This is a genomic window from Armatimonadota bacterium (assembly GCA_036504095.1).
Classification (GTDB): domain Bacteria; phylum Armatimonadota; class DTGP01; order JAKQQT01; family JAKQQT01; genus DASXUL01.
Map to the genome: position 1 here is coordinate 1 of DASXVS010000024.1, position 14,077 is coordinate 14,077.

At 63.2% G+C, this 14,077-nt stretch carries 13 protein-coding genes; 11 read left to right on the forward strand and 2 right to left on the reverse strand.

Features of this window, described 5'->3' with window-relative positions; translation table 11 throughout:
* Positions 1–44: 44 nt before the first annotated feature.
* Together VGM51_03980 and VGM51_03985 are read right to left on the reverse strand one after the other, a co-directional pair.
* On the reverse strand, positions 45–908 hold the full coding sequence (locus VGM51_03980) for a Gfo/Idh/MocA family oxidoreductase (protein ID HEY3412201.1): 864 nt from the start codon (positions 906–908) through the stop codon (positions 45–47).
* Positions 909–1,005: 97 nt separating this feature from the next.
* Positions 1,006–2,631: a hypothetical protein gene (locus tag VGM51_03985; GenBank protein ID HEY3412202.1), complete on the reverse strand. Its 1,626-nt coding sequence runs from the start codon at positions 2,629–2,631 to the stop codon at positions 1,006–1,008.
* Between the two features lie 104 nt (positions 2,632–2,735).
* On the opposite strand from VGM51_03985, the gene VGM51_03990 reads away from it, so the two are divergent.
* The 11 genes from VGM51_03990 to msrB all read left to right on the forward strand — a co-directional run bounded on the left by VGM51_03990 (position 2,736) and on the right by msrB (position 13,979).
* Complete coding sequence (locus tag VGM51_03990; protein ID HEY3412203.1) at positions 2,736–3,662, forward strand: hypothetical protein; 927 nt, start codon at positions 2,736–2,738, stop codon at positions 3,660–3,662.
* Positions 3,662–4,717, forward strand: a complete 1,056-nt coding sequence (locus tag VGM51_03995; GenBank protein ID HEY3412204.1) for a cellulase family glycosylhydrolase — start codon at positions 3,662–3,664, stop codon at positions 4,715–4,717. Before VGM51_03990 ends, VGM51_03995 begins: the two co-directional genes overlap by 1 nt.
* A gap of 33 nt (positions 4,718–4,750) precedes the next feature.
* A complete protein-coding gene (locus VGM51_04000; protein HEY3412205.1) occupies positions 4,751–5,401 on the forward strand; it encodes an HAD-IA family hydrolase in 651 nt (216 codons plus the stop codon).
* 191 nt (positions 5,402–5,592) lie between these two features.
* Positions 5,593–5,826, forward strand: a complete 234-nt coding sequence (locus VGM51_04005; GenBank protein ID HEY3412206.1) for a hypothetical protein — start codon at positions 5,593–5,595, stop codon at positions 5,824–5,826.
* A 185-nt stretch (positions 5,827–6,011) separates the two neighbouring features.
* Complete coding sequence (locus VGM51_04010; protein ID HEY3412207.1) at positions 6,012–6,359, forward strand: metalloregulator ArsR/SmtB family transcription factor; 348 nt, start codon at positions 6,012–6,014, stop codon at positions 6,357–6,359.
* On the forward strand, positions 6,356–7,795 hold the full coding sequence (locus VGM51_04015) for a chloride channel protein (protein ID HEY3412208.1): 1,440 nt from the start codon (positions 6,356–6,358) through the stop codon (positions 7,793–7,795). Before VGM51_04010 ends, VGM51_04015 begins: the two co-directional genes overlap by 4 nt.
* A 37-nt stretch (positions 7,796–7,832) precedes the next feature.
* On the forward strand, positions 7,833–9,026 hold the full coding sequence (locus VGM51_04020) for a cation:proton antiporter (protein HEY3412209.1): 1,194 nt from the start codon (positions 7,833–7,835) through the stop codon (positions 9,024–9,026).
* A gap of 81 nt (positions 9,027–9,107) precedes the next feature.
* The gene (locus tag VGM51_04025; protein ID HEY3412210.1) at positions 9,108–11,678 is read left to right on the forward strand and encodes an alpha-amylase family glycosyl hydrolase; all 2,571 of its coding nucleotides are present in this window, start codon (positions 9,108–9,110) and stop codon (positions 11,676–11,678) included.
* 4 nt (positions 11,679–11,682) lie between these two features.
* Complete coding sequence (locus VGM51_04030; GenBank protein ID HEY3412211.1) at positions 11,683–12,897, forward strand: arabinogalactan endo-1,4-beta-galactosidase; 1,215 nt, start codon at positions 11,683–11,685, stop codon at positions 12,895–12,897.
* Positions 12,898–13,006: 109 nt separating this feature from the next.
* Positions 13,007–13,480: a peptide-methionine (S)-S-oxide reductase MsrA gene (gene msrA / locus VGM51_04035; protein ID HEY3412212.1), complete on the forward strand. Its 474-nt coding sequence runs from the start codon at positions 13,007–13,009 to the stop codon at positions 13,478–13,480.
* 88 nt (positions 13,481–13,568) lie between these two features.
* The gene (gene msrB, locus VGM51_04040) at positions 13,569–13,979 is read left to right on the forward strand and encodes a peptide-methionine (R)-S-oxide reductase MsrB (protein ID HEY3412213.1); all 411 of its coding nucleotides are present in this window, start codon (positions 13,569–13,571) and stop codon (positions 13,977–13,979) included.
* The last annotated feature ends 98 nt before the right edge of the window (positions 13,980–14,077 follow it).

Sequence of the window (14,077 nt, forward strand, 5' to 3'; positions counted from 1 at the left end):
TGACCGGTCGACCGGTCATGGCGGCACGAACTATGGAGGCTAGCTCAGGCCTTGGCAGCAGGCACCGGCACCCAGTTGTCCGGGGTGTTCAACGCGGTCTGGCCGGCCTCGATGAGAGCGGCGATCTCCAGCGTCTCGCGCGGATCGATCGGGGACACGCCGGTCTTGAAGAACTCCAGCATATCGTCGATGAAGCGCGGGAAGAAGTCGCCCATGGTCGGGATGGTGATCGCCCGCTCTTCGCCGTATGCGGCGTAAACGCGGAAATCCAGGCCCGGGGCAAGTGTCACGGATGCACGGCGATCGTCGGCATAGCGGATGAGCATCTGCTTCGCGGCGCCGTCGCCATTCTGGAGCACGTGTGTGGCGCCTGTACCCAGCGTCATGACCAGCATTTCGATCTGGTGGATCGCGTAGATATGGAACACCCCGGGGCCTTCGGTGGCCACATATTTGGCCTTCTGGCCGGCCAGCGTGCTTTTCAGCGCCGTTTGCAGTGGCTCGCTGAAGCGCAACGCGGACGACGACATCATGGTCGTGCCATGCGCGGCGGCCTTGTCGAACAGGCGTTGGGCGGCGGCCAGTGACGGCGCGATCGGCTTGTCGATGTAGACAGGTTTACCGCTTCGCAGCGGGAGGTCCGCCAGGTCCTCGTGGCGTTCGGCGTTATCCGGTGAGAGGACAACCAACGCATCACATTCCCGGACAACCTGCTCGATGCTGGCGGCTTTGGCCACGCCTTCGCGCTTGCACCACTCGTCGATGCTGATGCGGCCATCCGGCGTCATTTCCTCCCAGGCGAGGGCCACTTCAAACTCACTGCCCAGACGGCTGTCCCGAATCCACTTCGGGTAGTTGTTCGCGTGCCACTCATCGATGTAGTAATCGATAAATCCGATCTTCTTCACTCTGAAATCCTTTCGCAGTGCTGGCGGCGCTGTACTGGTGTACCGTCTGGATGGTAGGAAGGCGAGGGCACGTTCCTCAAACGCGAGTCTCTGGTCTTTACCCGCCCCAGTTGTAGTCCACCTCACGCCCAAGGAGCTTCCATCGGGCCGGGCGGGGGTTGTCGAACCAGTCCAACGGTTCACCGAGTGGTTGCGGCCTTGCGGCGATCGCGAGGGCGGCCGCGACCTCCTTCTCCTGCTCCGGCTTCAGGGAGTCCCTCTTGAACGAGATGAACAGCGGCGTGCCGGATTTCGCGACCAGGTCCAGCCACTGGCGGTTGAGTTCCCAAGGGATGGCGTCCGCCTGGGCGAGGCCCACGCAATCGGCATCGGCGGCGTAGAACGTACCTTGCTGCGCCGCGCGGAAAGCCAGGCTGTTGACACCCATCTTGAGCGTGCGAGCCCACTCCCTGCCGCTGGTGTCGTCTCCGATCCGCTGCGCCTCGAAAATGCCCGCCGCGAGGTGGCTGACGGTGTTGCAGCCGATGACCACGGCATCTCCGGCGCCCTCGCGAATGCTGCGGTAATGGTCCAGCAGGATTTCGGCCGTCGTGCGGGACCTGTCGGCGAAGGCCCACTTGGCGTCCGGAGCGGCGCCCGCGCTTCGACCCCAGGCATCGGAGATGTCGAACGTCGAGTAGTCGTGCTTGATGAGGTCGTACCCCCACCCGCGCAGCCTCGCCACCGTCTCCTTTACGTACGCGCGAACCTCGGGCTTGGAGATGTCCAGAACGTTCGCCTTCCCGGCGATCCGCCACGATTCGGGCTGGCCCTCCTGCGCCGGCAGAAGGCGGGTCCATATCCCGGGACGCGCGCCCGCCGCGCGGATGTCGGCGGCCAACTGCGTCATGGATGGAAACTTCCCGTTGCTGCGATCCCACGGGCCGCCGCTGCCGGAACCGCCACCTGGCTGCCAGCCGTCGTCGACGACCATGAAGGGCCGGTTCCCGCCAGCCGGCGCCAGACGGGCGACAAACGCGGCATAGAACCGTACACTCTCCGCGCTGTTCCGGCCGTAATCGCAATACCAATCATTGAACCCGTAGAGCGGCTGCTTCGGCATGCGAGGTTTGGCGCACATCTGCCGGCAGAACGCGCGCGCCGCGGCGAACGGCGTCTCGCCGTTTAGCCCGGGACGCGTCACCACGGTACAGACCGGGAGGCGGCGGTCACCCAACAGCACACCCTTTCCGCCGCACCGGACGTCGGCAGTGAGCGTAATGCTCCCGGGATCGATCTGCCAGCCGCACATCGCCGCCGGCTGCGTCTTCACGCCGTATCCGTTCGTGGTTTTCCCGTCGCTCGCCAGGAAATACCACGGCATCACGCGGTTGGCGTCAAGTGGAAGCCACTGGAGGTTACCGTAAGCGCGCTCCCAGGCGTCACCCAGATACTTCCAACCCTCCGGGGCGCGCGTGATCCAGCGCAATCGGACGGTCCTGACGGCGATCCCCGGCGCCGACATATCAACGGCCAGGCCGCCTGCACCGGCGATTGCGCGCACGATCACGCCGCCGCCACGCCAGGCGCCACGCTCAGGCTGGAGACCGAGGGTTCCGGTGTCGGTGTCAACCGTCGCCGAATCGGGCTGCCGGATGAGGTCCGCAAAATGGTCATCCGCGGCACGAACGGACGCGGCGATAAGCATCAGGAGTGAAGCGCCGGCAAGAGGCAATGTCGTCATGGTACAGGATTCCCTTCATAGGAGGCTGCTGTATTATGTTGCTCGGGACATCGACTCGGCGACGCACCATGAACGGGCGGGCGCGATGCTATCCTGATGGCATCATGAGGCCATTCGACACATATCAGATCAGCAGCGGAGACAGCATCCGGATTGCACCGGATTGGGGGTGCAACCTCTTCTCGTGGATCGTTGGCGGTCGCGACTTGATGTACGTCCCACAGGGATACCCCGAGGCGGCGGTCAAAATCACCGGCGGCGGCAACCCCATCCTGTTCCCGTCCGTCGGCCGGACCTGGGACCACTCGATGGGTGGACCGGTGGCCGGCCCGTGGAGGCTGGCGGGATCGGACAAGCCGTACACAATGCCGTCGCACGGGATCGTGTTCCTGTCCCGATTCGAGAAAGTGGAGGAAGCCGTCGATGCCGACGAGGCCTCCGTCCTCTATCGGTTGAGCGTTCCGGAAAAGGTTCACGACGAGAACTACCCGTTTCGCGTGGGCCTGACCCAGCGCTTCACGCTGAAGCCGGGCGCAGTGGAACTGGAAGCGACCATCACCAACGAAGACTCTATTCCCGCGCCGGTCGCGTTCGGCTACCATCCGTATTTCCGGATATCCAACCCCCGGCGCGAGGGCGTGACGGTGCGCCTGCCTGTTGCAAGGCGCCTCGGCCTTACCAAAGACACGGTGCTGTTCACGGGTGAGACCGAGCCCACCGACGGGGTCCTCCACCTGGAGCCCGACCTCTACTACGACCAGGCGTTCGGCGAACCGACCGGGCGACGAATGTCCCTCGTCGACGAGCGCGCCCAGCACGCCATCCACGTGGATTTCGACGACACGTGCGAGCTCTTCTTCGCGTACGCGCCGGATGGCGCCGAGTTCTTCTGCATCGAACCCTGGACGCGCGGACTGGGCGCCTTCGAGCACCTGAAAGAACCAGGCTGGGAGGATGGCCGGCTGATCCCGGTGCTACAGCCAAACGAAGTCCGGCAGTTCCGGTCTACGTTCAGCGTGGAAACCATCTGATGGTTTTTCGCGCGCCCACCATCGCATTCATCAGCGCGTTCATGAATCTCTACCCGGCCAGCGCGACAGCCAAGGCGCCTGCTCGAGCCTACCCTACACCACCGGCGTTGCACGTGAAAGGGAATCTGTTGCAGACGGCGCAGGGAAAGACCATACGCCTTACCGGTGTAAACATCCCTAGCCTCGAATGGTCAAACGAGGGTGATGGCAAAATACTTGAGTCAGTGCGCGTGGCGACTGAGGAGTGGCATTCGAACGCTATCAGGCTGCCTGTGTGCCAGGACCGATGGTTTGGCAAGGCCGCCGGGCAAACGGATGGCGGAAAAGCGTATCGGGCGGTTGTGGACAGCCTGATCCAGGCGGTCTCAAGGCGCAAAGCCTACCTCCTGCTGGACCTCCACTGGTCGGACGCCGGGGTTTGGGGCAGCCATTTGGGTCAGCACAAAATGCCTGACGCGAACAGCACAGCCTTCTGGAAAGACGCTGCGGCGCGTTATGCCAACCATCCGGCCGTTCTCTTCGATCTCTACAACGAACCGCGCGATGTTGACTGGAAGGTGTGGCGCGACGGAGGCCACGTGGACGAAGAGGACAAGGGAACGAAATCGGCGTACAATACTCCCGGCCTCCAGGGCCTTCTGGATGTCGTTCGCGCAACGGGCGCGCGGAACGTCATTGTGGCAGGCGGGCTGGACTGGGCGTACGACCTCACCGGCGTGGTGAACGGCTACGCCCTAACAGACCGACGCGGCAACGGGGTGGTCTACGCGACGCATATCTATCCATGGAAGACGCAGTGGGACCAGAAGGTCGGCGTTGCCCTTGCCGGGCATCCGGTAATCGTCTCGGAAGTGGGCTGCGAGCCTGACCCGGAACAGGAAGATCCCGCCACATGGGCGCCCAAAGTGCTGGCGTATATACAGAGCCACCGTCTCAATTGGACGGCGTGGTGCTTCCATCCCGATGCTTCCCCGCGTCTGCTGGCGGACTGGGATTACCATCCGACGCCTTATTGGGGCGCTCCCGTGAAAGAGGCGCTCGCCACTGGCCGGTGAAGCCGTCGCTGTCCGCCGTGCTAACCTGATGGCATGCAAAAAGCGATCATCTTCGACATGGACGGTGTGCTGGTGGACTCCGAGCCTTTTATCCGGGAGGCCGCGACCCGCATGCTGGCGGAGCACGGGTTGACGGTTCAGCCGGAGGACTTCAAGCCATTTGTAGGCGCGGGCGAGGACCGGTTCGTGGGAGGCCCCGCTGAAAAGTACGGGCTAACGTTGGACATCCCGGCGGCGAAGGCTCGAACGTACGCCATCTACGACGAGATCACCCGTGGCCGCCTGACGCCGCTGAACGGCGCACGGGAGTTCATCGCGGCGGCCCGCGAAATCGGCTTGCGCCTCGCCGTCGCCAGCAGCGCGGACCGCATCAAGATCGGCATCAACCTTCGCGAGATCGACATTCCGCCCGTTTCGTTTGACGCTATCGTCAGCGGCGAGGACGTGGTGCACAAGAAGCCGTCGCCGGACATATTCCTCGCGGCCGCGGCGCGCCTGGGCATCCTCCCGGCCGATTGCGTCGTTGTGGAAGACGCGGTAAACGGAGTGGCGGCGGCGAGGGCGGCCGGCATGCGATGCCTCGCGCTCACCACCAGTTTCACGCCGGAACAACTCACCGGCGCAGACTGGATCGCGCCGGACCTGAGCGGCGTGTCCCCAGGGGCGCTGTTGATCGCCGCCTGAACGTTGGGCATCTGATGCTATGATTGCAGTAGCCTCCATCATCCGGAGGCGCCGCCGCCATTGTGGGAAGCCGGGCACAGCAAGGGCTCTCATGCATTTCTATATTGTCCCGACCGGCAGCCACCGTCGCGGCGTGAATCCGTAGTATCCCGCTTGTTCTCAGAAATGAGAGGTACGAGGAGACGATGCCGATGAGCAAGATCATTCAGACCATCCCCGCGGTCGGCTGGAGCGCTGCGTTCCGGGACGAAGAAACCAAGACAAAGGGTGATACGCGCGCACTCGTCGGGTGGGCGCTAAATGATGACGGAACGGTTGTCGGTCTGGTTGTGGAAAATGGGGACCGGGTCAGCCCGGTTGGTGACACGGTTGAGAACTTCATGAGTTACCACTTCTCCGGTTCCACGTCCGCAATGACCAAGTAGAGGGTTTGGGGTGGCAAACACCGTGTTACGAAGGGGCACTGCAACCAGTTGCAGCGCCCCTTCTGCACGCGTGGCCCCTCCGCGAATTTCCACCGGCGTGCGAACAGTAGCAAATTCGCCGCAGAATTGCGAATGAGCCTATCCTGTTATCATAATACGCTACAACGGGAAAGGTTCTGCAGCAAGTGGATAACCCAATTCGGCTTCGTGCCAGTGAAATTTTCGGTGCACTCTCGCATCCAACGCGCCTTCGCATCGTTGAGCTTCTCCAGGACGGCGAAAAGACCGTTGGCGACATCGCGGCGACGCTCGGCCTGATGCAGTCCGGAACGTCACAGCACCTCGCCATTCTGGCCCGCGCCGGCGTGCTCAGCGTTGATCAACGCGGGTCGTTGCGATTCTATCGTCTCCGCGGGCCGCGAGTAGGCCGCATTCTGGCTCTCATCGAGGAATTCTGCAGCGTCCATAGTCTGGAGGGATATGCCGAAGACGGCATCACGCCGCCTCCGCCCGACCGGAGCATAGCGGGATGATGCCAGACGATGCTCCGGATCGGATCGCCGAGCAAACGGCACGCGTCCCGGAAGCGTCCATACCCAGGCTCGCGGATGAGACTCGCTGGTACGCGGAACACACAGCCCTCATCATCAGCACGGTGAAGTGGGCGTTTCTGGGCGGCGTCGCCGGATTGAGCGTCGGGGTGGGCACTCGTGCGTTCCTCTGGTGCCTCAATGAGGGAACAGCACAAGCGCACCGGTTGGACGGAACCGTGTTCCGGCACTACTATCTCCTGCCGTTTGCCCTGATCGCATGCGTCTGGCTCATCCGGACGTTCGCTCCAGACGCTAAAGGGCACGGAACCGAAGCGGTCATCGCGGCGGTTCACCACGACTGGGGTCGCGTACGATGGGCCGTCGCCCCCATTAAGCTGCTTGCCACGGTATTGACGCTCGCATTCGGCGGATCGGTCGGGAAAGAGGGGCCATGCGCGCAGATCGGCGCCTCCATCACAAGCCTGTTCGCAGACATCCTGAAACTCAGCGACGTCGATCGGCGCCGCTTAGTCATCTGCGGGATCGGCGCGGGCTTCGCCGCGGTATTCGGCACCCCCATCTCCGGGGCCGTCTTCGGGATAGAAGTGCTCTATCTTGGGCAAATCGAGTATAGTGTGCTCTTCCCCTGCATGGTCGCCGGAATTGTCGCTCATCTCGTGTGCGGCACGGCGCCACCTGTGCCCATGCTGCACGAAGGATTGGCGGGCCTTGGACAGATCGAGATTGTCCTGCTTTCGCTGCTCTCTGGCGCGGTGTTCGGGGTGATGGCGCTTCTCCTCATCGAGACAATGAGATTCCTCGAGCGCTCCCTGCGGCGGTTTGACTCCCACCCATATTGGCTTGCTTTCGCGGGAGGACTGGTCCTCATCCTTGTCTATCGATTCGCTGGCGACCGCTATTCGGGGCTGGGAACGCTGACAATTGCTATGTCGCTCGCCGGGACGGCAAAGCTCTTTGTTCTCGCCTTCTTCGTGAAGATCTTAGTCACTGCCGTCACTTTGGAGACCGGTGGAAGCGGTGGCATTGTCACGCCACTCTTCTTCATCGGCGCCGTGGGGGGCGCTGCGATCGCGCATACCTTCGGCTTGCCCGAAGGGGTTTTCGCGGCCTTTGGATTCGTCGCCCTCGTCGCAGCGGGCGCCAACACTCCGTTGGCCGCGTCTGTGATGGCAGTCGAGATGCTGCCCGCCCCCGTGGCAGTTTACGCTGCGTTGTCTGCCTGCACTGCGTTCCTCATCGTAGGCCATCGCAGTGTGTATGCCAGCCAAAAGCTGGGCGTGTCGAAGTCGGCCGGACTCGAAGTAACGCTGGGTGTCACGATTGGGAGCGTCAGGCAGCGGGACCTTCACGTGCGCGAGGGTAGCCTGACGGACAGAGTGATGCGGGCAACCGCGCACTGGAGACGACGACGCTAGATCCCCCTTTGGCTAAAGAGTACGTCAGGAGATAGAAGTGGCGCTGAATATCGAGAGCATGGAAATCCTTCTGCTCGTCGCCGCGGTAGTGGCGATGGTTGTTCGCCGCTTGCGCCTCCCCTACACTGTCGCCCTCGTGCTCACGGGCGCGGCCCTGGCGTTGGGTCCCGCCCATTTCCACGTGGCGCTGACGAGACAACTGATTTTCACAGCGTTCCTGCCGCCCCTCATCTTCGAAGCCGCGCTGCAGATCGAATGGCCAAGCCTCCGGCGCGAGTTTGCGTTACTAGCCGTGCTGGTGACAGCCGGCGTGGCGGCATCGGCGGCCGTTGTCGCAGCCGGCCTGCACGGACTCGCTGACTGGCCCTGGACTTCGGCGATCGTTTTCGGCGTGCTCATTTCGGCGACCGATCCCGTATCGGTCATCGCCACATTCAAGGACACCGGCGTGCGCGGCCGTTTGCGCCTGTTGGTAGAGGCAGAGAGCCTGCTGAATGACGGAACAGCGGCCGTGCTCTTCGCCGTGGCCCTCGCAGCGATCGCCGGCGGCGCCGTGAGCGCTGCGTCCATTGGGTTCGGCTTTCTCACAACGGTGCTCGGCGGCGTATTATGCGGCGGCCTGGTTGCCGGCGGCCTTCTATTGCTGGCTGGCCAAACGGACGACCACCTGGTGGAGATTACGCTCACGGTTGTCTCGGCCTACGCTTCGTTCCTGCTGGCCGAGCATTTCCACTTGTCCGGCGTTCTGGCGACGATGACGGCCGGCATCCTGATGGGCAACGTGGGTTCAGTGGCCTCGTTCACGGATCGCGGCCGCGAAGCCGTGGAATCGTTCTGGGAGTACGTGGCCTTCGCGGCGAACTCGCTCGTGTTTCTGCTTATCGGGATGAGCCTCACCCGCGAGAATTTCGCGGCGGCGTGGCTGCCAATCCTGATAGCGATTCCACTCATTCTGGCTGGACGCGCGCTGGCGGTGTATGGCTGCTGCGCGGCGTTCACCCGGTCGATCAACAGCGTCAGCCTGCGTCATCAGCATGTGCTCTTCTGGGGCGGGCTCCGCGGCGCGCTGGCGCTCGCCCTGGTTCTGAGCCTGCCCGATGGAATTCCGAACCCATCCGTCCTGAAGACGGTGACGTTCGCGGTTGTCGCGTTTTCGGTAATCGTGCAGGGCCTGACGATCACCCCGCTTCTTCGCCGTATCGGCGATCTGCCGGTTCCCAAGTCAACCTGACGGCTCCGATATCCAGGACGGGGTCAGCGTGGTATACTCAGTTCATAAGGAATACGTATTCACAGGATGGGGGTGTGGCGGATGCGACGACAATCCTGGCTGCTCCGGCTCATAGCCATCGCGGCAACTGCGCTCTTCGCACCCGGTGTACGGTGCGCACCGTTCACCGAGAGCCCCGCCGCGGACGAAGTGTTCTACCAATTCATGCCCATCGCGTGGCGCAACTCGGGTCCAAATGGCGGCCCGGCGAACGCACGCTTCGGCGATTTCAACGGCATGACGGCTTCGCTGGACTACCTGCAGGGCCTTGGCGTAACCTCCGTCTGGATGAACCCGATCTTCCCATCCCCCGCGTACCACGGGTATCAGTACGGACCCGCCGACCGGGTGAATCCATGGTTCGGAACCGAAGCCGAGTTCCTGAATTTCGTCGCGCAAGCGAAACTGCACGGCATCAAGGTCTACATAGATCTCGTCTGCTACGGCATTTCCACAAACTCCACGTTTTACCAAAGCGCGTACAACAACCCGTCAAGCCCGTACGATGCGTGGCTGGCGTTCACCAACGCCCAGAACACTCAATTCACGGGATACAGCTACACAACGTGGAACGGCAGCACCGTCGGATTCATCGACTGGGACCTGCGCAACGCGGGCGCGAGGCAACAGGTCATCGATTGGTGCAAGAAATGGCTGGACCCGCACGGCGACGGCACGCTGCGCGACGGCATCGCGGGCTACCGCCTCGACCATGTGCTTGTGAACGGCGACCAGCAGCCTGCCGGGCTTGGCTACACGATGGCCGGCTTCTGGACGCCGTGGAAGGCGGCGCTGAAGACGGTCAACCCCGATGTGTTCACCTTTGTCGAGCAGGCGGATTGGGGATCGTTCGGAAACGAGTTCCTGAGCGTTCACGATGCAGCTTTCACAATGCCGTTCATGTTCGCCGCTCGCGACGCTGTGATGCACGAGAACGCCACCGAATTGTACCCCAGCATGGCGAGCACGCTATCGGCGCTGAAAGGCGCGGGACAGGGAACCCTGCTCGGGATCATAAACAATCACGACGTCGACCGGCTGGCCTCCGCGCTGTATATGACCGGCCCGGAGAATGCCGATCGCACCAAGGCGGCCGCGGCGGTGCTGATGCTCCAGCCGTTCCCGCCCGTCATCTACATGGGTGACGAACTGGGAATGACCGGCGTGAAGGGCAACTACGGCAGCGACGCGAACGACATCCCGGTCCGCGAGCCGTTCAAATGGACGGCGGTGAACGCCGGCGCCCCCATGAGCAACTATTTCGTGCTCAACTCGGGAGCGTACAACAACCGGTACGAACGCGATCACGATGGCAAATCCGTCGAGGAGCAGCAGGGCGTCGCCGGATCGCTGCTGGAGACGTATCGCAGCCTTATCGCCCTGCGCAAGAACACGCCGGCGCTGCGACGCGGCGGCTATACGGCCGTGAGCAACAGTGATTCGCATATCTGGTCGTTCGTGCGGCGCTACGCCCCGGCGGCCGGCGATCCGCAAACGCTGCTCGTGGCGATCAACCTCGGTGGACCCCAATGGAACGGCGCCGTGGATATGTCTGGGTTCACGCTCCCAACCGGCGGGACCGGCGTCAAGGATGTGGTTACGGGAGCGGCGCTGGCGGCGATGACCGGCACAAACAAGGGCGCTTATCCGGTCTCGGTCGGGCCATACGGCTATCGCGTGATGGAACTGAACGCAACACCGCCGGTGGTGCCGCCCGCGGTTGTGGATGGCATCGATATCCCGGCGTCCGTCTCTGCGGCGGCGGTCACGGTAACGCAGGATACCCCGACCAACTTCGGCGACAACGTTTCCGAACTCGACCAGTTGTTCGCCAAGGGTCAGTCCGACGGACTGCTTGTGGGAATAACCGGGAACCTCGCGACCGACGGCACCGCCCTGGCCGTGTTTGTGGACACAGGGTCGGGAGGGCAGAATATTCTGGACACTTCGACGCTGGCGCCGCCGCCGGGCGGATTGCAGGCGCTGACCGCGCTCAAGATGGACGCCGGATTCTCGCCCTCGCAGTTGTTCTTCGCGAACACGAACGGCGGAACGCTTTACCTGGACCAGGTGGCACTTCCGGCATCGGGCTCCGGTATCAAGACCTACCGCGGAAACAACGTGGTGAACGGCCACTCGGGCACGCTGAGCGGTGGCAGCAACGCGGATGGAATTCAGGCCGCTTTCGACAACACGAATACCAACGGGGTCACGGGAACCATTGCATCATCCGCCGCAACGGCAACCACGGGCTTCGAGATATTCGTCCCGTGGAGCGCTCTCGGAGTATCATCCCCGATGGGAAAGACGATGCGCATCGCCTCGTGCATCCTGGGGTCCGACGGGACCGTCAGCAATCAGTGGCTGCCCGGTATCGAAGGCGGCACGGCAAACCTCGGGATTGCGCCGGACCTTACCGGGGTGCCGGGCATGCAGTTTGCCAGGTTTACCGTCGGGGCTCCGTATGTCGCAGCGGATGCGGTTCACGCGCTTCAGGTTGCCGGAGGCCTGGCGTCCGCGACGGCGGAGGACGCGCGTCTGGATCTCAACGGCGGCCCGGGCATTGACCTCGTTGACGCCGCCATGGTTATGCGAAAGGCGTTGGGGCTGTAAAGAAATGAGCGAACTCCCGAAACTGATCCTCGCGGTCTGCCTCATAGCGCTTTGCATCCAGGCTCGGGGCGCGGATTGCCCATTTCCGTTCGTCAGGGGCGTCGATGCCTCGTTCCTCCGGCAGATTGAGGACCACGGGGGCGCCTACTACGACGGCGGGCTCAAGAGGGATGCCCTGGCGATCTTCCGCAACCACGGCGTGAACCTGCTGAGACTGAGGGTGTGGAACAACCCTGCCGACGGTTACAGCGGTAAAGCCGATGTGCTGGGTCTCGCCAGCCGGGGCCACGCGCTGGGGATGCGCCTCCTGATCGATTTCCATTATTCGGACACATGGGCGGATCCGGCGCACCAGACGAAGCCGGCGGCGTGGGCCACCCTGTCCGACGATGCATTGCGCACTGCTGTGCACGACTTTACGAAGGACATCGTATCCAGCCTGGCCGCGCAGGGCACGCCGCCTGATTTCGTGCAAGTGGGCAACGAGATCCGAGCAGGGATGCTCTGGCCAACGGGATATGTCAGCGGCGGCACCGACCCCAACTGGCCGCGCTTTGCCTCGCTGCTCAAAGCAGGCGTGGCGGGCGTGAAGGACGGTATGCCCGCCGGGCGGTCGACGTCCATCGTGCTTCACATCGATTCCGGCGGCAACAATGCCTGGTGCCGCGACTGGTACGACGCGGCTGTCCGGAATGCCGTGCCGTTCGATACGATCGGCCTTTCCTACTACCCCTGGTGGCACGGAACCCCACAGGCGCTGGCCGCGAATCTCGGAGACCTCGCGCAGCGATACGGCAAGCCGGTCATGGTGGTTGAAGCCGCCTATCCCTGGACCCTCGCCAACCAGGACGCCACCAATAACATCGTCGGGCTGCCGAGCCAGCTTTCAACCGGATACCCCGCGACGCCCGCGGGGCAAAGGGCATTCCTCGACGCCGTGTTCAGCATCGTCCGGGCCGTGCCGGGTGGAAAGGGAGCCGGCGTGGTGTATTGGGAGCCCGACTGGATCTCCACCGCTTCATTCGGTTCCGCGTGGGAGAACCTGGCCACCTTCGATTTCGGCGGAAACGTCCTGACGTCGATCGATGCGTTCAGCGACCCGGTCGGAGACGTCAAGCAGGCTCTCCGCGTCGCCGGGGGGCTTTGTCCATCCACGCCGGACTCCGCCGGCAACCTCGTGGAAGCGACCGCCCTCCTGCGCCGCGCACTAGGATTGTGAAAGACGCCATCTGAGGGAGCCCGGCTGCGCGATACCGTGGAATACGTGGAACGCATCCGGCTCACACGCGCGTTTCCATGAAGAGGCGAAGGAGAGGGGATGCAGGGATATGACTGAAATCGCGACGTTTGCAGCGGGGTGCTTCTGGGGCGTGGAAGCGGCATTTCGCCGGGTGAAGGGTGTGTTGAACACAACCGTGGGTTACCAGGGTGGCAGAGTGCCACACCCGACGTATCAGGACGTGTGCTCGCATACGACCGGACACGCCGAGGTCGTGCGCGTGGAGTTCGACCCGGCGGTCGTCTCGTATGACGATCTGCTGGAGGTCTTCTGGTCCAATCACGACCCCACGACGTTGAACCGGCAGGGGCCGGACGTTGGTGACCAGTATCGCAGCGCCATCTTCACGCACTCCGATGAGCAGGAAACTGCGGCGCAGGCTTCGCGCGAAAAACTGGCCGCTGAGGGCAGGTTCGCGCGCCCCATTGTCACAAAGATTGAGCCCGCGCCCGAATTCTGGCCGGCGGAGGAATACCACCAGCAGTATCTGGAGAAGAAAGGCCTGGCGAGCTGCCATATCTGACCGTGCATAACCACGAAGGCACAAAGACACAAAGGACAACCATCTTTGTGTCTTTGTGCCTTTGTGGTTGATTGCCGAGGTTAACAAAATGGACGATGCGATTGTGAAGACGGACAAAGAGTGGCGGAAGGAACTGACGCCGGAGCAGTACCGTGTGCTCCGCGAAGCGGGTACGGAGCCTGCGTTCACGGGCGAGTTCTGGAACCACCACGCGGACGGCAGCTACACGTGTGCGGGGTGCGGCGCCGTGCTGTTCACGTCCGCCGAGAAGTTCGACTCCCGTTGCGGCTGGCCCAGCTTTTACGATGCGGTGGACAAGGCCCGTATCGAGGAGCGCGCCGATCTGAGCCATGGGATGAAACGGATCGAAGTCGTCTGCGCTCGCTGCAAGGGGCATCTGGGGCACGTCTTCCCGGACGGACCGGCGCCCACGGGCCTGCGTTATTGCATCAACTCCGCTAGCCTGGGGTTCGCACCGTCGGGCGAACCTGAAGAGTAGAGAACTCCTAAGGCTTCTGCCAGGGTCCGCGCGGAAGACGGAGACGACGCCAAAGTCCCAACCGTGTTGTCGTTCTGCCAGGACGAAGGCACGGGAAG